Origin of the sequence: Amycolatopsis sp. NPDC004169, from assembly GCF_040610315.1 — a bacterium.
Classification (GTDB): Bacteria; Actinomycetota; Actinomycetes; order Mycobacteriales; family Pseudonocardiaceae; genus Amycolatopsis.
Window position 1 is genome coordinate 150383 of the sequence record NZ_JBEXMD010000011.1, and the last position, 21431, is coordinate 171813.

Consider the following 21431-nt stretch of genomic DNA (forward strand, 5'->3'; position numbering starts at 1 on the left):
TCGAGCCCTGGTACAACTAGAACAGGTTCTACTGTAACGCCGGGAGCCGGTACGGCACCACAACGAGCCGGACCGGGTGGAGGTGACGGGTGCGGATCGATTACACGCTCCAGCAGCACGCGCTGGCCGCGGAGCTCCGGGAGTACTTCGCCGAGCTGATGACGCCCGAACGGCGTGCGGGCCTCCGCTCGGGCGGGGGCGAGTACGGCGATGGCCTGGCGTACAAGGAGATTGTGCGGCAGCTGGGCAAGGACGGCTGGCTCGCGCTGGGCTGGCCGCCGGAGTACGGCGGGCAGGGCCGGTCGATGCTCGACCAGCTCATCTTCACCGACGAAGCGGCCGTCGCGGGGGTGCCGGTGCCGTTCCTGACGGTGAACACCGTCGGCCCGACGATCATGCGCCACGGCACCGAAGACCAGAAGGCGTTCTACCTGCCGAAGATCGCCGCCGGCGAGCTGCACTTCTCGATCGGCTACTCCGAGCCGGAGGCCGGCACCGACCTGGCGTCCCTGCGGACCCGCGCCGAGCGCGACGGCGACGAGTACGTCGTCACCGGGCAGAAGATGTGGACGAGCCTGATCGAGTACGCCGACTACGTCTGGCTCGCCGTCCGGACCGATCCTGCGGCGAAGAAGCACCGCGGGCTGTCGATGCTCATCGTGCCGACCTCGGCCGAAGGGTTCTCCTGGACCAAGGTGCACACGGTCGCGGGCGCCGGGACCAGCGCGACCTACTACGACGGCGTGCGCGTGCCGGTGTCGGCGCGCGTGGCCGAAGAGAACGCGGGCTGGCCTCTGATCACCAACCAGCTCAACCACGAACGCGTCGCGCTGACGTCGTCGGCACCGATCCGCAAGGCCCTCGCCGACGTGCTGGCGTGGGCGGAGGAGACCGGCGCCGTCGAGCAGGAGTGGGTGCGGGTGAATCTGGCGCGGGTGCACGCCGGCGCGGAGTACCTGAAGCTGCGGAACTGGCGGATCGCCTGGGCGGCCGCGGCCAGCGAGCTCGGCCCGGCGGAGGCGTCGGCGACGAAGGTGTTCGGCACGGAGTTCGCGATCGAGGCCTACCGGCTGCTGATGGAGGTGCTCGGCGCGGCCGCCGTCGTCCGCGACGGCTCGCCGGGCGCGCTGCTGGCCGGGCGGATCGAGCGGCTGCACCGGTCGGCGCTGATCCTCACCTTCGGCGGCGGCACCAACGAGATCCAGCGGGACATGATCGCCGCCACCGCCCTCGGCCTGCCCGTCACGCGCTAGGAGCGACGTATGGACTTCACCCCTTCCGAAGCGTCGGCCGATCTCGCCGCGCTGACCCGGCGGCTGCTGGCCGACAAGGTCACCCACGACCCGCACGGCACCGGCGGCTTCGACACGGTCGCGTGGACGGCCCTCGGCCAGGCGGGCGTGCTGGACGCGGCGCTGCCGTCGTCGCTCGGCGGCGGCGGGTTCGGGCTGCTGGAGCAGTGCTCGGTGCTGACCGAGATCGGCCGCGCGGTGGCGGCGGTCCCCTACCTGCCGTCGATCACGATGGCCGCGTCGGCGCTGGCCGAGTTCGGCACGCCGGACCTGGTGGACCGCTGGGTGCTGCCGGTGCTGCGCGGCGAGCGGGTCCTCGCGGTGGCGCTGTCCGGGTTCACCGCCGTGGCCGGCCGGGTGTCGGGCACGCAGACCGCGGTGCCGTTCGGCGCCTTCGCGCACGGGTTCCTGGTGGCCACGCCCGGCGAGGTGTTCCTGGTCGACGCGGCCGGGCCCGGGGTCTCGGTGCAGCCGCAGCAGACGGTCGACCACGCGGACGCCGCGCTGCTGTCGCTGTCCGAAGTGCCCGGGGTGCCGCTGGGCGACATCGGCGAGTGGCTGCGCCTGCGCGGGACGGTCGGGGTGTGCGCGCAGCAGCTCGGCGTGGTCGAGCGGGCCTTGGAACTGACCACGGCGTACGCGGCCGAGAGGAAGCAGTTCGACCACGTGATCGGCGGCTTCCAGGCGGTCCGCCAGCGGCTCGCGGACGCTTACCTGGACGTGGAAGCGGTCCGCCTGACCACCCTGCAGGCGGCCTGGCAGCTGACGTCGGAGGTACCGGCCGCTCCGGCGGTGGCGACGGCGAAGTTCTGGGCGGCGGAGGCGGGCCACCGGGTGGCCCACACGGCGGTGCACGTCCACGGCGGCGTCGGCATCGACGTCGACCACGTGGTCCACCGGTACTTCGCGGCGGCGAAGCGCCTGGAGTTCCAGCTCGGCGGGGCCACCCACCAGCTGCTGACCCTGGGCGACCTCCTCGCGGGCCCTCGCTAGCTCGCCGCGTAGGTCCAGACCTGCTTCATCAGCGGCGTCGGCTCGGGGCTGGTCAGCTCGACCTGGGTGAGCAGGACCGAGACCGTGCCCGTCGACGGGACCAGGTGCAGGGCCGTTCCCGCGCCGCCGACCCAGCCGTAGCGGCCCGGGACCTCCCAGGGCTCCTGCGGGTCCACATCGACCGAACCGCCGTAGCCCCAGCCCTGGCCGCGCAGGAACGGCCGGGCCGCCGTGCGCTGGGCCGGCGTCAGGTGGTCGGTCGTCATCCGGTGCACCGATTCCGGTGTCAGGAGGCGGTGGTCGGCCGCCGTGCCGCCGTCGCGCAGGAAGCGGGCGAACGCGAGGAGGTCGTCGGCCGTCGAGACGAGCCCGCCCGCCCCGGACGGGAACGGCGGTGGCGCGCTCCACCGGCCCTCCGGCGAGTCGATCAGCCGCAGGCCGTCCTCGCCGCGGCGGTAGGCGCTGGTGAACCGGCCGAGCGCCGCCGTCGGCACGGTGAACCCGGTGTCGGCCATGCCGAGCGGCTCGAACAGCCGCTCCGCCAGGAAGTCCGGCAGCGGACGGCCGGACGCACGCGCGATCAGCACGCCCTGCAGGTCCGAGCCGGTCTCGAAGAGCCACGCCTCCCCCGGCTGGTGCAGCATCGGCACCTGCGCCAGCGCCGCCAGCCACGCGTCCGGCGACAGCGCCCGCGGTGACGCGGCCGGGTGCCCCAGCACCTGCAGCAGCAGGTCGACCGCGGGCAGCGTCATGTCGGCGGCGAGGCCGTACCCGCAGCGGAAGGCGAGCAGGTCGGCGACCGTGACCGGGCGGACGGCGGGGACCACGTCGTCGACCGGGCCGTCCGGGGTGCGGACGACCACCGGCGCGGCCAGCTCCGGCAGCCACCGCGCGATCGGGTCGTCCAGGGCCAGCTCGCCGTCGTCGACGAGCAGGAGCACGGCCGCGGCGGTGATCGGCTTGGTGAGCGACGCGATGCGGAACAGCGAGTCCCGCGCCATCGGGACGGTCCCCTCGACGTCGGCCGAACCGACGGCGGCGGCTTCGACCTGTTCGCCGCGGGCGACCAGCGCCACCGCGCCCGGCTGGTCGCCGAGGTGGCGGGACAGCAGCTCGGTCAGTGCCGCCATGGTCAGTCCTGGGGATTGATGGCGCGCAGGCGGCGCGGGCCGGTGTCGGGGCGCGAGGGCGGTGCCCCCAGCACCAGGCGGGCGTTGGCGACGAACGCGCCGTCCGGCGAGGCCAGGATCGGGTCCAGCACCAGCGACCGGACCTCCGGGTTGTCCTCGGCCAGCGCGGCCACGCGCAGCACCATGTCCTGCAGTGCGGCGAGGTCGGCGGGCTCGTCGCCGCGGTAGCCGGTGAGCAGCGGTGCCGTCCGTGGCTCGCGCAGCAGCGTCGCCGCGTCGACGTCGGTGAGCGGCACGGCGCGGTAGGCCCGGTCGCCGAGCAGCGTGCTGACCAGCCCGGACAGCCCGAACGACACGAGCGTGCCGAACGACGGGTCGTCCTGCAGCCCGATCACGCACGACAGGCCCTTGGGTGCCATCCGCTGGACGTAGACCTCGTCGTCGCCGGAGACCTCGCGCAGCGTCTCGTAGGCGTTGCGCACCGAGTCTTCGGACGCCAGGTCCAGCCGGACGCCGGCCAGGTCGGGCCGGCCGCGCAGCCGCTCGTCGACCGCCTTGAGCGTCACCGGGTAGCCCAGCTCGGCCGCGGCCGCGACCGCTTCGTCCACTGTGGACACGATGCGGAACGGCACGACGTCGATGCCGTAGCAGTCCAGCAGCCGCACGACTTCGGCGTCCGAGAGCAGCGTCGTCTTCCCGCTGTCGGCTTCGAGGAGCTCGCGCACGATGCCCTGCGCCTGTTCGGTGTGGATCCCCGCGGGCCGCACCAGCGTGCCCTGCGGGCGTTGCCGCCACGCCGCGTACCGGACAACCCGGGCGAGGGAGTTCACCGCGCGTTCTGGGCTGGGGTACGACGGGATCGAGCCCCGCGTCGGCACACCGTCTTCGGTCAGGACCGCGAGTTCGTCCGGCACGCCTTCGGCGGCGAGGAACGTCGAGACGATCGGCTTGCGCTGCCCCAGTTCGACGACGGTCTCCCGCAGGGCCCGCGCGTACGCGGTGCCGGGGATGGCGATCGGCGGGGCGAACACGACGACAAGCGCATCGGTGTCCGGCGAGGTGAGGGCCTCGCGGACGGCCTTGGCGAACTCTTCCGGCCCGGCTTGCGGGCCGACGTCCACCGGGTCCGACGCCAGCCGCAGGCCCTGCATCCGCGCGGTGTCGGCGGCCAGCAGCCCGATCGCGCTGGAGTTGCCGACGATCCCCACCCGCGGCCCGGCGGGCAGCGGCTGGTGGGCGAACACGAGCGCGGTGTCGAACAGCTGCGCCAGCGACTCCACCCGCACCACGCCGGCCTGCTCGAACAGCGTCTGGACGCTGGCTTCGTCGATCTCCGTCGACGTCGCCGCCAGCTGTGGCCGGACCGCGTGCCGGCCCGACTTGACGGCGACGATCGGCTTGGTCCTGGCGAGCCGCCGGGCCAGCCGCGCGAACTTGCGCGGGTTGCCGAAGGACTCCAGGTACAGCAGCACGAGGTCGGTGTCCGGGTCGGTTTCCCAGTACTGGAGCAGGTCGTTGCCCGAGACGTCGGCGCGGTTGCCTGCCGAGACGAACGTGGACAGGCCGAGCCCGCGCGCCTCGGCGTCGGCGAGGATCGCGGTGCCCAGCGCGCCGGACTGGCAGAAGAAACCGGTGCGCCCGCGGCCGGGCAGCCGGGGCGCGAGGGTGGCGTTCAGCCGGATGCCGGGGGCGGTGTTGAGCACGCCGAGCGCGTTCGGGCCCACCACGCGCATGCCGTGCGCCCGCGCCTCGCCGACCAGCCGCAGCTCGGCGTGCAGGCCGTGCGGCCCGGCCTCGGCGAACCCGCTGGACAGGATCAGCAGCGTCTTGACGCCCTTGGCCAGGCAGGCGTCCAAAACGGACTCGACGGCCTCGGCGGGCACCGCGACCACGGCCAGGTCGACCGGATCCGGGATGTCCAGCACCGACGGGTAGGCGCGCACGCCCCGGATCGCGCGGTGCTCGGGGTTGACCGGGTACACGGTGCCGGTGAACGCGGCCGCGAGGAGGTTCACGAAGGCGACGTGGCCGACCTTGCCCGGCTCGGCGGACGCGCCGATCACCGCGATCGAGGACGGGTGCAGCAGGTTGTGCACGCTGCGCGCCTCGGCCGCCTGCTCGCGGGAGCGCGCGACGGCGAGGGACTCCTCGGTCGGGTCGATGTCGAACTCCAGGTGCAGCACGCCTTCCTCGATCTCGCGGCTGACCTGGTAGCCGGCGTCGCGGAACACGCGCACCATGGCGGCGTTCTCGGCGAGCACCTCGGCGACGAACCGGCGCAGCCCGCATTCGGAGGCGGCCGCGGCGAGGTGTTCGAGCAGGATCGAGCCCAGGCCGCGGCCCTGGTGGGCGTCGCTGACGACGAAGGCGACTTCGGCCGACGGGCAGTGGTCGAGCCGTTCGTACCGGCCGACCGCGACGATGTCGTCGCCGAGGAACGCGGCGAACGCGACCCGGTCGTGGTGGTCGACGGTCGAGAAGCGTTTCAGGTCCCTCTCCGGGATCCGCGGGTAGGCGCCGAAGTAGCGGAAGTAGCGGGTGCGTTCGGAGAGTTTCGCGTGGAAGGCGACGAGGCCGTCGGCGTCGGTGGGCACGATCGGGCGCAGGTGGACGGTGCCGCCGTCGGACAGCACGACGTCGGCCTCCCAGTCGCGGGGGTAGTCGAAGGGGTCCCGTCCGGCCATGGTCAGTCCCTGGGGTCGTCCGGGTCGAGGCCGTGCAGCGGGAAGACGGCGCGGCGGGTGTCCCGGACGGCGATGTCGACCGGGTCGTCCTCGCCGTCGCCCCACGGCTTGAACTCCGTGTCGCGGTCGTCGGTCATGGTCTGCGGGAGCTCGGCGTGCGGCGCGGCCTTGGTGACGGTTTCCCGCCAGCCGGGCGGCAGCGGCGTCGCCGGGTCGACGTCCCGGTCGAGGACGGTGGCGATCAGGTGCGTCCACGAGCGCGGAACCACCCGGATCAGCTGGTAGCCCCCACCGCCGACGGCGATCCACTTCCCGCCGGCGTAGGTCTCGGCGAGGTCGCGGAGGGTGGCGTAGATCGTGCGGTGGCCGTCGACGCTCAGCGAGAGGTCGGCCAGCGGGTCCTCCTCGTGGGAGTCGACCCCGCACTGGGTGAACAGCAGCTGCGGTTCGAAGTCGGCGAGCAGCGACGGGACGACGGCGTGGAAGGCCCGCAGCCAGCCGGGGTCTTTGGTGCGCGGCGGCAGCGGGACGTTGACGGCGGTGCCGTCGGCCTTCCCGCGGCCGGTCTCGGCGGAGTAGCCGGTGCCCGGCCAGAGCGTGAACGGGTGCTGGTGCATCGAGATGGTGAGCACGCGCGGGTCGTCGTAGAAGGCGGCCTGGACGCCGTCGCCGTGGTGGACGTCGGTGTCGATGTAGGCGATGCGGTCGAAGCCGTGGTCGAGCAGCCACGAGATGGCGACGGCGCAGTCGTTGTAGACGCAGAAGCCCGCGGCCCGGTCCCGCATGGCGTGGTGCAGCCCCCCGGCGATGTTGACGGCCCGCGTGGCCTCGCCTTCGGCGACCTTCCGCGCGGCGAGCAGGGTGGACCCGACGACGAGCGCGGAGGCATCGTGCATGTCGGAGAAGACGGGGTTGTCGGAGGTCCCGAGCCCGTGCCCGACATCCCACCCGACAAGAGGCGCCTCCCGCACGGCGGCGAGGTATTCGGGGGCGTGGATCCGGAGGAGTTCTTCGTCCCCGGCCCCGGTGGGGACGAGCAGCGGAACGTCCTGGAGGACACCGAGCTCGGTGGCCAGCCGGACGGTGAGCTCCAGCCGCACGGGATTGAAGGGGTGATCCCCACCCAGGTCATAACCGAGCAGCCCACGATCCCAAACAACGGCAGGCGACATGCGGTCGACTCTAGTGCCGATCGCGGGGACGCGTGGAGTGGCGAGCGGGGCAAGGTGGGCGCCGGGGGTGGGCGCGGCCCGGCGGGGTGCTGGTCGCCGGTGCTGCGGGATCGCGCGGCCCGGTCCGCTATGGCGCCGGGCGGCGATCGGCTCGGCAGGCATCCCGCCGCGGCCCGGGCAGTGCGGGCCGCGCGGCCCGATCCCCCTTGGCCTGCTCAGGTGGTGGCCAGGCCGGCCGGGCATCTGCCGCCGGGGCAGTTCGAAACCGCGCGACCCGGTCGCCTTCGGCCTGCTCAGGTGGGCGTCAGCCCGGCAGGGGGCCCGTCGCCGCGGGGCGGTTCGGGTTGCGGGACCAGTGGGACCACGAGCCCGCGTACAGGCCCGCTCCCGGGTGGCCCGCCAGCTCCAGGGCCAAGACCACCGAACTGGCCGTCACGCCCGAGCCGCAGTACGCCGCGACCGGCTCTCCCGGGCGGAGGCCCAGGTCCGCGAAGTGCGCCGCCAGCTCCGTCGGGGGCCGCCAGCGGCCGTCCGGGCCGATGTGGGCTGAGAACGGGGCGTTCACCGCTCCCGGGATGTGGCCCGCCCGGGGATCCACCGGCTCCGTCTCGCCCGTGTACCTCGGCGTTGCCCGGGCGTCGAGCAGCAGGCCCTCGCGGGCCAAGGCAGCCGCTTCGTCCGCGTCCAGGACCGGCATGCCTCCCGGGTGGACCGTGAAGTCGCCCGGCTCCGGGTGCTCCTCCTCCGTGCTCACCGGGCGCCCCTCGGCTGACCACGCCGCGTAACCGCCGTCGAGGACCGTCACCTCTTCGTGGCCCGCCCAGCGCAGGAGCCACCAGGCGCGCGCCGCCACCGAGCCGTCCGCGTCGTCGTAGGCCACCACCGGGACGCCCTCGCGGACGCCGGCCGCGCGCAGGTCGCGCTGCAGGTCGGCCGGGTCGGGCAGGGGGTGCCTGCCGCCCTCGCCCGGCTCGCCCGCGAGCACCCGGTCGAGGTCGGTGAACACCGCCCCGGGCACGTGCCCCTCGCGGTAGGAGTCGGCGCCGGGCGGGCCGGCGAGCCGCCAGCGGACGTCGAGGACCACGGGGCGGTCCCCGGCCGGGCCGGCCAGCGCGGCGGCGAGGTCGGTGGTGCTGATCAGCGGACGCATGCCTCCCATCTTCCAGCGGCCGCCCACCCGGCCGCGCCGGGGTGCGGACATATCCCCCACCGGCGAGTTGTTACTCCCGAGGGCCGCCGCCGCTGTCGGGGTCAACGACTACGATGAGCAACGCGGACGAAGGGGACAGCGTGAACGATCTCATCGACACCACCGAGATGTACTTGCGTACCATTTACGAGCTCGAAGAGGAAGGTGTCGTTCCGCTGCGCGCCCGCATTGCCGAGCGCTTGCAGCAGAGCGGCCCGACCGTGAGCCAGACGGTCGCCCGGATGGAGCGCGACGGCCTGGTCGTCGTCGCCGACGACCGGCACCTGCAGCTGACCGACCACGGCCGGGAACTGGCCATCGCCGTCATGCGCAAGCACCGCCTGGCCGAACGCCTCCTCGTCGACGTGATCGGGCTCGAGTGGGAGCACGTGCACAACGAGGCGTGCCGCTGGGAGCACGTGATGAGCGAGGCCGTCGAGCGCAAGCTGGTCAAGCTGCTCGACCACCCGACCACCTCGCCCTACGGCAACCCGATCCCCGGCCTCGACAAGCTGGGCGACGGCGAACCCGCGCCGCCCGCGGAGGCCGACCTGGTCCGGCTCGACGAGTTCGCCCGCACCGGCGGCGGCCGCGTCGAGATCCGGCGCATCGCCGAGCACGTCCAGCTGGACGAGTCGCTGATGACCGAGCTCAAGTCCGTCGGCATCGTGCCGGGCGGCACGGTCACCGTCGGCAAGGCCAACGGCGGCACCATCGAGGTCACCGGCGGGGACACCACCGCCCAGGTCGCCAGCTCCGCGCTGCACGCCGTCCTGGCGCAGGCCCGATGAGCCCGTCTTCGGAGGCCGTAGCGGCGTTCCGCACGGTCCACGGCTCGGCGCCGGCCGGCGTCTGGTCGGCACCCGGCCGCGTCAACCTGATCGGCGAGCACACCGACTACAACGACGGCTTCGTGCTGCCGTTCGCCCTGCCGCACCGGCTGGCCGTGGCGGCGGCGCCCCGCGAGGACGGCGTGCTGTCCGTGGCCACCCTGGGCGACGACGGCCAGCTCCAGCGCTCCGGCGAGCTGAAGATCGCCGACCTGGCGCCGGGCTCGGTCGAGGGGTGGGCCGCGTACCCGGCGGGCGTCGCCTGGGTGCTGCGCGACCAGGGCTTCCCCAACGGCGCCAACCTGGTGATCGCCGGGGATGTGCCATCCGGGGCGGGGCTGTCCTCCTCCCACGCGCTCGAGTGCGCGGTGTCGCTGGCGCTGCTGGGCCTGGCCGGCCTGGAGCTGGACGGCAGCCGCGACGACGTCCCGTCGCGGCCCGAGATCGCGCGGTGGGTGCAGCGGTCGGAGAACGACTTCGTCGGCGCCCCCACCGGCCTGCTCGACCAGACGGCGTCCCTCTGCTGCACCGAGTCGCACGTGCTGTTCCTCGACGTGCGCTCGGGTGAGCAGGAGCAGGTGCCGTTCGGCCTCGCCGAGGCCGGGCTGCAGGTGCTGATCATGGACACCCGCACCAAGCACTCCCACGCCGAGGGCGGCTACGGCGAGCGCCGCCGCGGCACCGAGCGGGCGGCCGAGCTGCTCGGGGTGAAGGCACTGCGTGACGTCACCGTCGAGGGTCTTTCCGACGCCCTCGACCGGCTCCCGGAGGACCTCGTGCCGCTGGTGCGGCACGTCGTCACCGAGAACCAGCGGGTGCTCGAGACGGTCGAGCTGCTGCGCGCCGGGCGGCTGGCCGAGATCGGGCCGTACCTGGACGCTTCGCACGTCAGCATGCGCGACGACTACCGGATCTCCACGGCCGAGCTGGACCTCGCGGTCGACTCGGCGCGGGCGGCCGGCGCGCTCGGCTCCCGGATGACCGGCGGCGGCTTCGGCGGATCGGCGATCGCGCTGGTCCGCGACGCCGACCTGGAGCGGGTCAAGGAAGCCGTCGACGCGGCGTACGAAAAGGCCGGTTACCGGCGGCCGCGGATGTTCACGGCGGTGCCTTCGCGCGGCGCCGGCCGCGACGAGCTCTGACACCGCGCGGGTCCGCTCGGGGCAACCCCCGCGCGGACCCGCGCGTCGTCGAGGGGGAAGACTGTGGGCCACAGTCACCCTCGGCAGGAAGGCCTGGATGTGTCGGAGCAGAGCAACGCCCTGAAGCTGGTCGTGACGGGCGGAGCCGGGTACGTCGGAAGTGTCTGCGCCGCCCGGCTGGTCGAAGCCGGGCACCAGGTCACCGTCGTCGACGACCTGTCCACCGGGCACGCCGACGCCGTCCACCCGGACGCGCGGTTCATCGAAGGCGACGCCGCCGAGGTGGCGGGCAGCCTGCTGCGCGAGGGCTTCGACGGTGTGCTGCACTTCGCGGCGAAGTCGCTGGTCGGCGAGTCGATGACGGAGCCGGCGAAGTACTGGGAAGGCAACGTCGTCACCTCCCTGCGGCTGCTGGAGGCCATGCAGGAGCACGGCACGCCCCGGCTGGTGTTCTCGTCGACGGCGGCGACCTACGGCGAGCCGGAGCAGTCGCCGATCCCGGAGACGGCGCCGACCCGGCCGACCAACACCTACGGCGCCACGAAGCTCGCCATCGACGCGGCGATCACCAGCTTCGCCGTCGCGCACGGCCTGGCGGCGGTGAGCCTGCGCTACTTCAACGTCGCGGGCGCGTACGGCGCCTTCGGCGAGCGCCACACCACGGAAACCCATCTCATTCCTCTCGTTCTCCAGGTCGCCACGGGCGACCGCGAGCAGATCCAGATCTACGGCGACGACTACCCGACGCCGGACCACACGGCGGTGCGCGACTACATCCACGTCGTGGACCTCGCCGACGCCCACCTGCTGGCGCTGAAGCACGCCACGGCGGGCGAGCACCGGATTTACAACCTGGGGAATGGCACGGGGTTCTCCGTTCTCGAGGTGATCGAGGCTTGTCGCGAGGTGACCGGCCACCCGGTGCCGGCGGCGGTGGCTCCGCGGCGGGCGGGTGACCCGTCGGTGCTCGTGGCGGCCAGTGACCGGGCTCGGGAGGAGCTCGGGTGGAAGCCGGAGCGGACCGATCTTGCTGGGATTGTTCGGGACGCATGGGAATTCACCCAGTCACGGCGAGGCTGAATCCGGGGTGACCGGCGACGGGCTGGGGCTTGAGCGCCCTGGCCCGGACGCCTGTGACGGGCTCCGTGTCGGGTTGGGACCGCCGCGGTCCGGCTCGCGACGGCGGCAGCCAACCTCGCCTGCCGCGCTGGTTACGCGGCGGGGGCGGCGACCCATTGGTGCTTGTGGCCCGCCAGTGACCCGGCTCGGGAGGAGCTCGGGTGGAAGCCGGAGCGCACTGATCTTGTTGGGATTGTTCTGGACGCTTGGGAATTCACCCAGTCGCCACGAGGCTGACCCTTGGGCGACCGGCGGCGGACCTGGGCTTCTGTGCTCTAGTACGGCCGCCAGTGGCGACGCCGGACCGCGGCCCGACTGACCGCCCCATGCGTCCATAATGGACGATTAAGCCTGCCTGCGCACTCCCTTCGAACGCGGCCCACGGTGAAGCTGCTCATGCCGCCTGGTCCGCCTCGAAATCCGCCGGCTCCAAGCCGAAGCCCACCAGAGGGCCTGCTGCCGCTGTGGCCAAGCCTCGGATCACCTCCGGGGGTGTTCCCGTGTCCAGCACCCTTCTCAGCAGCGAGGCCAGCATGTGCCCCGGGGCTGCCTCCAATGCATTGTCCAGGGCCATCCCCGCGAATGTTCCGTCGCCGCGGAGGTAAGCCGAGAAACCCAGCAATGCCGCCGGTTCGGCTCTCTCCGGGGGTGGGATTTCGCGGACCGCCGTCAGCCAGACGTCCTCCGCTTCGCGAGCCGACGCCGTGGCTGGGGGTACCGCCATTGCCAAGCACAGGTCGCGGATCTCCGGCAGCTTCAACGCGCTTGCCAGCAGCACCGCTTCCTCGTCCGTCGGTGGGCCTTCGTTGCGGCGGTGGCGCTCGAACGCCGCGCGGACTGCCGCGGCCGCGTTGTTCACTCGGGTTTGCTCCGGCCACGGTGGCACTGTCATGCGGGACAAGCGATCCGCTCGGCGGGCCAGCGCTTCCGGTGATCGTGGGGCCAGCAGTGCCTCGAGCTCCTCGCGGCTGTCGAATGCCACCGTTCCGCTCTCGGTTGCGGCCGCCGCCAGGACCGTTGCTCGGGGGTCCGGCAATGCTCCCGCGCATTCTTCGACTTGGTAACACTCCCAGGGCGCCCCTGCTCTGATCGCCGGTGCCCACAAGGCATGCAGGACCGGGAGGCCGAACTCCCCCAGCGCGCGCGTGAGGTCGCCGACGAAAGCCGCGTGTGGGGGTGGCTTCTCCGGTCTTCGCCGTCCGCCGATGATCACCACCGTGATGCCGATGTGGCCGGCCGCTGCGAACCGGGGGGCCAGCGCCTGCGCCTGGCGTGCTCGGTGCTCGCGGCGGGGCAGGTCGCCTCGCAGCACCAGGCCCAGGCGGTTGCCCGGGTGGCAGTGGCCGAGCAGCACCACGGATTTCTCGGGGCGGAAGCCGATCAGGTACGGGAGCGCGGCCAGCAGCTGGGCCGGGTCGCGGAGGTCGGGCGGGGTGGTTGTGGTCATGCCTCCACAGTGGGGCAGAACGGGGGCGGATGGGGCGCCGGGGCGAAATCTGTGGATGGCGGGGGTCGATGTGGACGGAAGCCGCCCGGCCGGGGCCGGGCGGCTCTTTCCTGTCGGTGGGGTGGGCTATGCTGCCCGGCCCACCGGCCGGACACCCGCAAGCGGACTCAGCCGCAGTGCTCGAAGCCGCTCTCGTAGGTGTTGCTGCCCACCGAGCCGCCCCACTTCACGCAGGTCGAGTCGGCCGTCTTCGTCACCGGCCCCGCGTAGTACGTGAAGCTGCCCGAATCGGTCACCCGGGTCGCGCCCTGGACCTCCAGGAACGCCTCGACCGGGCTCGCCGTGCCGAGCGACGTGGCCTTCAGCGTCGTCACGCAGTTCGCCTTCGTGGAAGCGTTGTACAGCAGGTAGGCCGTGCCCGACGAGTTGGCCAGCGCCTGCTGGTCCACCACGGAGAAGCCGTCACCGCACACCTCTTCGGCCGAATACGGGTTGCCGCCGCAGTTGTTCTTGCTCGTGAAGTTCGTGTGGCCGTAGTACGGTACCGCGACGCCGTTCAGCTTCGCCTTCTGCACCACGCCGTCCAGGCGCTCCTCGAAATGCAGGTGCGGTCCGGTGACGCCGCCGGTCGAGCCCGCCTTGCCGATCTCCTTGCCGCCCGCGACCGACTGGCCGACGGAGACCTCCTGGGCCGACAGGTGCGCGTACCGGGTGCGCCAGCCGCCGCCGTGGTCGACCTCGACCCACTTGCCGTAGCTCGTGCTGCCTTCGTCGGCCACCCGGGTCACCGTGCCCGACGCCGAGGCGAGCACCGGCATGCCGGTGATGCCGTCCTTCTGGAAGTCGACCGAGTACGCCGGGCTGTGGCCGCTGAAGGTCGCCGCGGTCACCGTGACACCGCACTTGAACGGCACCTGGAAGTTGGGCGCGGCCGACGCCGTCGTCTGGCCGGCGAGGGTGAGGCCGAGCGCGGGCAGCGCCGCGGCGGCGGCGATCAGGGCGAGCCGTCGCAAGCTGGACATGGGGAACCTCCTGTACAAACGGGACAACTTGACTCCACGCAGGGAAGTCCCCGTCGGTACATTTTCCGTACAAGCACCCGCGGAGGACTGCCGGAATGACGACCCGACCAGCCGGATTCCCCCGGGCCCAGGGCTGGCTGCGCTGGGCCCTCGTCGCCGTGCCGATGGTCGCCGCGATGCCGCGCGCGGGCACGCTGGCCTGGTTCCTGATCGGGCTCACCCTGGTGCTGTCGGTCCCGCTGCTGTGGATCCACGAGACCCGCGTCCGGCCGCTGACGGCGGCGCTGCCGCTCGCCGTGATCGCCACCACCGGCGCGCTCTGGGTGCTCCTGCCGGGCAGCTGGGCGTCGGTGGCGATGTTCAGCACCACGTTCTTCGTCGTGCTGCGGCAGACCGCCGTGCCCATCGTGCTGGCGGTCGGGCTCGACCTCGCCGCGGTCACCGTCGGGGCGGCCCGCTACCACGTCTGGGAAGGCGCCCTGTCGACGTACGCGGTCCTCGCGATCGTCGTGCTGATGGGCCTGAACCGGCGCGCCCGCCTCGCCCGCCTCGAGCAGACCGAGCTCGCGCTGGCCCGCGCGCAGACCGCCAACGAGGAGCACGCCCGGGCCGCCGCGCTCGCCGAACGCGCCCGGATCGCCCGCGAACTGCACGACGTCCTGGCGCACTCACTGGCCGGGCTGGCGCTGAACCTGCAGGGCGCGCGGCTGATGCTGGTGCGCGACGGCGCGAGCCCGGACGCACTGGCCCAGATCGAACGGGCGCAGGCGCTGGCCTCGGACGGGCTCGCCGAAGCCCGCAAGGCCGTGGCCGCGCTGCACGAGGACGCCGTCGGTGTCGAACGCGCGATCGCGGACCTGCTCGCCGCGTACCGGCTGGACAGCGGCGCCCGCGCCGACCTCGCGGTCGAAGGCCGCCCGCGCGAGCTCGCGCCGGCGGTCGGCACCGCACTGGTCCGCGCGGTGCAGGAGGCGCTGGCCAACACGCGCAAGCACGCGCCGCAGGCCGAGGTGGACGTCACCCTCGGCTACACCGAGGGGTCCGTCGAGCTGACCGTGGCCGACCGGCAGGGCAGGCGCCCGCCGGAGGCGCCGGCGGCAGGCTACGGTTTGCGCGGGATGGGCGAGCGGGTCGCGCTGCTCGACGGGCGCCTCGACAGCGGGCCGGGGGAGGACGGATGGCGGATTCACCTGACGGTGCCGGCGTGACGCTGCGCGTCGTGCTGGCCGACGACCAGGCCGTGGTCCGGGAGGGCCTGGTCACCCTGCTCGGGCTGCTGCCCGGGGTCGAGGTGGTCGGTGCCGCGGCCGACGGCCTGGCCGCACTCGACCTGGTCGCCGCCCACCACCCCGACGTCGTGCTGGTGGACCTGCGGATGCCGCGCTGCGACGGCGTCGAGACCACCGAACGCATCCGCGCCGAGCACCCCGGCACCGAGGTCGTCGTGCTCACGACCTACGCCGACGACGAATCGCTGCTGGCCGCGCTGCGGGCGGGCGCTCGCGGGTTCCTCACCAAGGACGCGGACGCCGAGTCGATCGCCCGGGCGCTGCGCTCGGCCGCCGCCGGGCAGTCCACGGTGGACGGCGAGCTGCAGCGGCGGCTCGTCGAAGCCGCCGCCCGCAGCACCCCGGCGCGCGTCAAGGAGGTCGAGGGCCTGACCGCCCGCGAACTCGACGTGCTGCGGCTGATCGCGGCCGGCCTGTCGAACACCGAGATCGCCCGCACCCTGGTGGTCAGCGAGGCGACCGTGAAGACCCACGTGAACCACCTGTTCGCCAAGGCGGGGCTGCGCGACCGCGCGCAGGCGGTCGCGTTCGCCTACCGGGCGGGCATCGCCGGCTGACGCCTCACGGCGCGGGCGGGATGTTCGCGTTGTGGTGGAAGACGTTCCGCGGGTCGTACACCGCCTTGATCCGGGCCAGCCGCGCGTACTTCTCCGGGCCGTAGGACGTCCGGACGCGGTCGGCCTCGTACTCGGCCATGAAGTTGACGTAGCCCCCGGCGTTCGCCGACAGCGGCGCCAGTGCGGCCCAGAACTCCCGCACCCAGGCCCGGTCGGTGGCGAACGGCTCCGGCTCGGCGGAGATCGCGGCGACGTTCACGGCCAGGCACGTCCGCCGGCTGCCGCCGAACGCCGTGTCGTCGTCGCCGGCCTCGGCGAACGCCCCGCGCAGCGCGAAGATCGGCATGATCGACATCGGTGAGCTCTTGCGCGGCAGGAAGTCCGCGATCACGTCGATGACGTCGTCGGTGAACTCCTCGGCGAAGGCGGCCTTCTCGTAGCCGAGGATGCCCCACGGAGCGGCACCGTCGATCAGCCGCTGCAGCTCGACGTACGGGATCGGCGAGACGAACTCGAACAGCGGCGCCGGCCCGGAGCGGGCCGCCTCGACCGCTTCGGCGTGCTGTTCTTCCCCGTCGAAGCCGGCGATCAGCACGGCGTAGCCCGGACGGAAGTGGAACGCCTCGGGCACGAACGGCGCGGGCGGGGCGTTGAGCCCGGCGACGAGCACCCCCATCGCGCCCGGCAGCGCCGGGAGCAGCTCGCGGGCGTGGCGCAGCACGGCCGCGCCGTCGTCGAGACCGTAGAAGAACAGTCCCAGGTGCACGATCGGGCCGACCGGGTGCAGCCGGAATTCGAACTCGGTGACGACGCCGAAGTTGCCACCACCGCCGCGCAGCGCCCAGAACAGGTCGGGGTGCTCCTCGGCCGACGCGCGCAGGATCTCGCCGTCGGCGGTGACGACCTCGGCCGAGAGCAGGTTGTCGCAGGACAGGCCGTGCTTGCCGGTGAGCCAGCCGAACCCGCCGCCGAGGGTGAGGCCGCCGACGCCGGTGTGGCTGACCGTGCCGCCCGGCACCGCGAGCGCGTGCGCCTGCGTCGCGGCGTCGAGCTGCGCCCAGGTCGTCCCGCCGCCGCAGCGCGCGGTCCGGGCGTCCGGGTCGACCGTGATCGCGTCCAGCGAGCTCAGGTCGAGGCAGAGACCGCCGTCCACGACCGCCGCGCCACCGAAGTTGTGCCCGCCGCCGCGCACCGAGACGTCGAGCCCGGCTTCGCGCGCGTACGCGAGCGCTGTCGCCACGTCCTGGGGCACGGCGGGCCGCACCACCACCGCGGGACGGCGGTCGATTTCGCCGTTCCAGACCGAGCGGGCGTCGTCGTACCCGGCGTCGCCGTCGGTCAGCACGGCTCCGGACAACTGGGTGCGCAGGCTCTCCAGGATGGGGTCGGCGGTCGAGGTCATGGCGGGTCCTCTCGCAGCGGATAGAACGCCGGTAAGTCGCCTGACCTGCGAAAATCGTTACATTCAGTGATCGTCGGCGCGGAAAGCGACGAGTCGCTGGGTGAACCCGGCGGCGACCAGCCTGCCGAACGCCCGCTCGACGCCGGGCGGGACGCGCTGCGGGATCGCGAAGCCCCGCTCGGCGTACTCGGTGATCCGCTGCGTCTCGCCGACCAGCATGCCGATCACCCGCTCGGCTTCCTCGCAGCCGTCGACGTAGTCCTCCAGCGAGACGCCCTTCGCCGCGCAGACGACGTCGGCTTCGGGCCACAGCCGCTTCGCCGTCGCGTACGCCCGGCGCTGCTGGTAGGGCCGCGACACCAGCGTCACGGTCCGGACCGCGATCCCCCGCTCGGCGAGCAGCCGCCGGGTGAACACGATGTTCTCCCCGGTGTGCCGGGCCTCGGGCTCGACCAGGATCGCCTCGTCCGGCACGCCGAGGTCCAGGGCGATCTCGCGGTAGTGGACCGCCTCGCCGCGTGGGAAGCGCTCCACCGTCGTCGGGGCGTTGGCCCCGGTGAACACCAGCAGCGGGAACCGTCCGGCGTGGAACAGCTCCGCCGCGTGGACGGCCACGCCGGGATCGCGGCTGCCGAGCCCGATCCCGACGTCCGACCGGCGCGGCTGGTGCCGCAGGTCGTGGTAGTCCCACAACGTGCGCACGTCGGCCCGGAGGCCCTCCGGCAGCATCAGCCGAACGCGGCCCGCAGCGCCGGCTTGCCGCCCGTGACCGGCAGCGTGACCGACGTCCTGGTGAGGTCGAGGGCCAGGCCCGCGCCCGGCTTCGGCCGCAGCGTGTAGTCGTGGTCGCTGGAGGCGACCAGGACCTCCAGCCGGTGCCCGGCCGCCAGGATGTAGTCCTTCGGCATCAGGTCGACGCCGATCCGGTAGGTCTGCCCGGGCGTGATCGGCTCGGTGCGGGCCGGGGACGTGCGGTTCTGCGGGTCGGTCCAGCCGCGGGTGATCACGTGGGACGTGCCGTCGGGCGCGCGGTCGAGCAGGATCGCCGTGACGTTCGCCGCCGGCCGGTCGAACGCCAGCGCCAGGTCCGCGTGCGCCGTGCCGGAGAAGCGCACGGCCTGCTTCGCCGCCGGAGTCGCGTACAGCAGGCGGTTGCCGGACGAGGCGAGCCCGGCCAGCTGCTCGATCGTCTTCGACGAGTCGTCGGCGAGGGTCTCGGCGGCCGCCGTGCCCGGCACCGGGTTGCGCGTGTCGATCGTGCCCTTCGACCGGCCGCCCGGCCACGGGTACACGCGGACGTCGGCGGTGCCCGGCGCCGGCCAGTCGGCCTCGTCGACCCACGACTTGTCCTCGCGCTGGATGGTCGCCTTCGGCTCGTTCTGGATGCCGTTGTCGATGCCGTAGAGGGAGTGCGACATCCACTTGTTCAGCGTCGCGAGCCAGACGTCGCGGCGCAGGGAGTACGGGTCCGCGTGCCCGGACTGGTGCAGCCAGATCTTGTGCTCGACGCCGCGCGCCTTGAGCGCTTCGTACCAGGTCGCGACCTGCTCGGTCTTGACGTTCCAGTCGTTGAGGCCGTGCACCGCCAGCACCGACGCACGCACCTTGCCGACGTCGTTGCGGTAGTTCCGGACGTCCCAGAACGGCGTGTAGTCGCCGGTGACGCGGTCCTGGTCGCGGGTCAGCCCGTCGATCACCGGGCGGCAGACCTGCCGGTCGGCGCGGGTGTGGACGTACTCGGCGAGCACGTCGGCGTCCTCACCCTGGTACCCGCCGGCCGCGACGACCGCACCGTCGTGGCGGTAGTACTCGTACCAGCTGGAGATGGCCGCGATCGGCACGATCGTCTCGAGCCCTTCGACGCCGGTGCTCGCGACGGCGTTGGGCAGTGTTCCGTTGTAGGACACGCCCATCATGCCGGTCTTGCCCGTCGTCCAGTCCGCCTTCGCGGCGGCGCCGTTCGCGTCCTTGGCGGAGGTGCGGCCGTTGAGCCAGTCGACGACCGAGCGCGCGCCGATCGTCTCGTTGACGTCGCCGGTGGTCGGGCAGCCGGTCGAGAGGCCGGTGCCGAGCGACTCGCCGTAGACGACGGCGAACCCGCGTGCGGTGAAGTAGTCCTGGTAGCGCCAGGTGATCGGGGTGGCCGGGCCGACGCCGTGCGCGGCGACGCGCGGGCCTTCCGGGCCGCGGGCGTACCCGGGCACCGACAGCTCGACGTCGACGTCGTGGTTCGCCACGTCGTTGCCGCCGGCGTAGTACGGGCTGGCCTGGTAGACGACGGGCACCTTCAGGCCCTGCTGCGTCGCGCGCGGGCGCACGACCTGGGCGTGCACGAGGTCGTCGGCGCCGTCGTGGTCGCTGTCGACGGGCGCGGTGACCCAGACGTCTTCGCGGACGACGTCGGCCGGGTCGAACACCGGTTGCGCCTGGCCGCCTGTGAACACCGGGGCCGGAGGCGCGGCTTCGGCGATGCCCGCGGTCAGCGGCAGTGCGAGGACGGCGGCGAGCAGGACTGCGGCTTTCACTCAAACCCCCAAGCCGGGCGAAGCGGACGACTGAAGACACTTCCGGTCCGCCCTCAGGGGTGTCAAGAGACTAACGTCGGAGGCATGCCGACCGTCGAAGCGCCGATCACCGCCGTCACCGTCTACCCGCAGCAGGCGCGGATCACCCGCCGCGGCAAGGCTCCGCTCGACGACGGGCCGCGCTTGACGTTCGCCGGGCTGCCCCCGGCCCTCGACCCCGCTTCGGTGCGCGTCACCGGCACCGGGCCCGCGCTGATCACCGGCGTCGACGTGCGCACCGAATGGCACGCCGAGCCGGCCGGCGCGGAGCTGCAGGCACTCGTCGAGCAGCGGCGGGCCGATCAAGCCACGCTCGACGGCGTCCTCGACGACGAAGCAGCCGAAACGATGAAGGTGGATCTGCTGACTTCGCTCGCGAAGCGCAGCGGCGGCAGCTTCGCGAAGGCCCTCGCCGCGGGCACCGCCGAGCCTTCGCGCGTCGCCGAAGTCACCGACGCGCTGGGCGAGCGGCTCGCTTCGGCGTTGAAGGCGCGACGCGCGCTGAGCGAACGGATCGAGCGGCTGCGCGAAGACCTCGCCGCGCTCGACCGCCGGATCGAAGCCCACGGCGCCGGGCCCGGCCGGGACAGCACCTCGGTGGTCGTCGAGCTGGAGATCTCCGACACCACCGCGCAAGCCGAGCTGGAACTGTCCTATGTGGTCCCCGGCGCCAGCTGGGAGCCGGGCTACGACATCCGGGTGCGCGGCACCGACGTCACCGTGGTGTCCTACGGGCTGGTCAGCCAGCACACCGGCGAGGACTGGCCGGAGTGCGAGCTGGCGCTGTCGACGGCCCGGCCCGCCGTGGCGGTGGTCGTCCCGGAACTGCAGCCGTGGTACCTCGACCGCTTCCTGCCGGCGCCGGGCGCACCCCCCGCGGCGTACGGCGGATCCGGCGGCGGGATCCCGGAAGGCGCGCGACGGCAGTACATGGCCTCGGCGGCTTCCATGGCGCCGAAACTGGCTTCGGTCGAGCAGGGGACGACGGCCGTCACCTACCGCCCGTCGCGGCCGGTCGCGGTGCCGTCCGGCGCGCAGGGCCACCGGACGACGCTGGCGCAGCTGGAGCTCACGGCCGACCTCGGGTACGTGACGGCGCCGGCGCTCGCGGAGGAGGCGTACCTGCGCGCCACGGTGGCGAACACGTCGGAGTACGCGCTGCGCCCGGGCCGCGCCTCGGTGTTCCACGACGCGGAGTTCGTCGGAACGACGGTGCTCGAACCGTGGGCGCCCGGGGAGGAGCTGGAACTGGCGCTGGGCGTCGACGACCGGATCCGGGTCGAGCGGGAACTGGTGCGCCGCACGGCGTCCAAGGCGACGCTGTCCGGGCAGAAGCGGCGCGAAGCGGAGTACCGGATCTCGGTCGGCAACCACGGGCCGCGGCCCGCCACGGTCACCGTGCTGGACCAGGCGCCGGTCTCCCGCGACGACGCGATCACGGTCCGGGACGTGAAGACCGCACCGGACCCGGTGGAGACGTCGGAGCTCGGCGAGTTCACCTGGCGGCTGACGCTGGCCCCCGGGGAGACCAAGGACGTGCGGCTGTCCTACCGCGTCGACGTCGCGAAGGGCGTGGAGCTCTCGGGCTGGCGGGAGTAG

General features: G+C 73.1%; 17 protein-coding genes and 1 pseudogene. 9 read left to right on the plus strand and 9 right to left on the minus strand.

Going from position 1 to position 21431, the window contains the following annotated elements:
• Positions 1-89 precede the first annotated feature (89 nt).
• Together ABZX11_RS17610 and ABZX11_RS17615 are read left to right on the plus strand one after the other, a co-directional pair.
• Complete coding sequence (locus ABZX11_RS17610) at positions 90-1253, plus strand: acyl-CoA dehydrogenase family protein (RefSeq protein ID WP_354914004.1); 1164 nt, start codon at positions 90-92, stop codon at positions 1251-1253.
• 9 nt (positions 1254-1262) lie between these two features.
• Positions 1263-2285: an acyl-CoA dehydrogenase family protein gene (locus ABZX11_RS17615; RefSeq protein WP_354914006.1), complete on the plus strand. Its 1023-nt coding sequence runs from the start codon at positions 1263-1265 to the stop codon at positions 2283-2285.
• Here ABZX11_RS17615 and ABZX11_RS17620 read toward each other — a convergent pair.
• The 4 genes from ABZX11_RS17620 to ABZX11_RS17635 form a co-directional block, all read right to left on the minus strand.
• Positions 2282-3415 (minus strand): serine hydrolase domain-containing protein, encoded by a 1134-nt coding sequence (locus ABZX11_RS17620; protein ID WP_354914008.1) that lies wholly within the window; start codon positions 3413-3415, stop codon positions 2282-2284. The genes ABZX11_RS17615 and ABZX11_RS17620 overlap by 4 nt on opposite strands.
• 2 nt (positions 3416-3417) lie before the next feature.
• Complete coding sequence (locus ABZX11_RS17625) at positions 3418-6099, minus strand: GNAT family N-acetyltransferase (protein WP_354914010.1); 2682 nt, start codon at positions 6097-6099, stop codon at positions 3418-3420.
• Positions 6100-6101: 2 nt separating this feature from the next.
• Positions 6102-7271, minus strand: coding sequence for an acetoin utilization protein AcuC (locus ABZX11_RS17630; RefSeq protein ID WP_176175927.1), 1170 nt, complete (start codon positions 7269-7271; stop codon positions 6102-6104).
• Positions 7272-7575: 304 nt separating this feature from the next.
• A complete protein-coding gene (locus tag ABZX11_RS17635) occupies positions 7576-8421 on the minus strand; it encodes a sulfurtransferase (RefSeq protein WP_354914012.1) in 846 nt (281 codons plus the stop codon).
• A gap of 113 nt (positions 8422-8534) precedes the next feature.
• On the opposite strand from ABZX11_RS17635, the gene ABZX11_RS17640 reads away from it, so the two are divergent.
• The 4 genes and pseudogenes from ABZX11_RS17640 to ABZX11_RS17655 all read left to right on the plus strand — a co-directional run.
• The gene (locus ABZX11_RS17640; RefSeq protein ID WP_086838114.1) at positions 8535-9251 is read left to right on the plus strand and encodes a metal-dependent transcriptional regulator; all 717 of its coding nucleotides are present in this window, start codon (positions 8535-8537) and stop codon (positions 9249-9251) included.
• Entirely contained in the window at positions 9248-10432 is a 1185-nt protein-coding gene (galK, locus tag ABZX11_RS17645; protein ID WP_176175925.1) for a galactokinase, read from the plus strand. Before ABZX11_RS17640 ends, galK begins: the two co-directional genes overlap by 4 nt.
• Before the next feature lie 99 nt (positions 10433-10531).
• Entirely contained in the window at positions 10532-11512 is a 981-nt protein-coding gene (gene galE / locus ABZX11_RS17650) for a UDP-glucose 4-epimerase GalE (protein WP_354914015.1), read from the plus strand.
• Positions 11513-11683: 171 nt separating this feature from the next.
• A pseudogene (locus ABZX11_RS17655) lies at positions 11684-11788 on the plus strand (UDP-glucose 4-epimerase GalE); the annotation flags it as partial.
• Between the two features lie 157 nt (positions 11789-11945).
• On the opposite strand, the gene ABZX11_RS17660 reads toward ABZX11_RS17655, so the two are convergent.
• Together ABZX11_RS17660 and ABZX11_RS17665 are read right to left on the minus strand one after the other, a co-directional pair.
• Positions 11946-12998: a DUF4192 domain-containing protein gene (locus tag ABZX11_RS17660; RefSeq protein ID WP_354914017.1), complete on the minus strand. Its 1053-nt coding sequence runs from the start codon at positions 12996-12998 to the stop codon at positions 11946-11948.
• Positions 12999-13165: 167 nt separating this feature from the next.
• Positions 13166-14020 (minus strand): M23 family metallopeptidase, encoded by an 855-nt coding sequence (locus tag ABZX11_RS17665; RefSeq protein WP_176175922.1) that lies wholly within the window; start codon positions 14018-14020, stop codon positions 13166-13168.
• A 95-nt stretch (positions 14021-14115) separates the two neighbouring features.
• On the opposite strand from ABZX11_RS17665, the gene ABZX11_RS17670 reads away from it, so the two are divergent.
• Entirely contained in the window at positions 14116-15228 is a 1113-nt protein-coding gene (locus tag ABZX11_RS17670) for a histidine kinase (RefSeq protein WP_354914019.1), read from the plus strand.
• On the plus strand, positions 15225-15866 hold the full coding sequence (locus tag ABZX11_RS17675; RefSeq protein WP_176178266.1) for a response regulator transcription factor: 642 nt from the start codon (positions 15225-15227) through the stop codon (positions 15864-15866). Before ABZX11_RS17670 ends, ABZX11_RS17675 begins: the two co-directional genes overlap by 4 nt.
• A gap of 4 nt (positions 15867-15870) precedes the next feature.
• Here the strand turns inward: ABZX11_RS17675 and ABZX11_RS17680 are convergent, their stop codons facing one another.
• From ABZX11_RS17680 to ABZX11_RS17690, 3 genes are all read right to left on the minus strand, one after another.
• Positions 15871-17268 carry an FAD-binding oxidoreductase gene (locus ABZX11_RS17680; protein ID WP_354914021.1) on the minus strand — a complete coding sequence of 466 codons (1398 nt, stop codon included), beginning with the start codon at positions 17266-17268 and terminating at the stop codon, positions 15871-15873.
• Positions 17269-17331: 63 nt separating this feature from the next.
• Positions 17332-17997, minus strand: a complete 666-nt coding sequence (locus ABZX11_RS17685) for a YdcF family protein (protein WP_176175920.1) — start codon at positions 17995-17997, stop codon at positions 17332-17334.
• Positions 17997-19793 (minus strand): Xaa-Pro dipeptidyl-peptidase, encoded by a 1797-nt coding sequence (locus tag ABZX11_RS17690; RefSeq protein ID WP_354914023.1) that lies wholly within the window; start codon positions 19791-19793, stop codon positions 17997-17999. Before ABZX11_RS17690 ends, ABZX11_RS17685 begins: the two co-directional genes overlap by 1 nt.
• A gap of 84 nt (positions 19794-19877) precedes the next feature.
• Here ABZX11_RS17690 and ABZX11_RS17695 point away from each other — a divergent pair, with 84 nt between their 5' ends.
• Positions 19878-21431 carry a DUF4139 domain-containing protein gene (locus ABZX11_RS17695; RefSeq protein WP_354914025.1) on the plus strand — a complete coding sequence of 518 codons (1554 nt, stop codon included), beginning with the start codon at positions 19878-19880 and terminating at the stop codon, positions 21429-21431.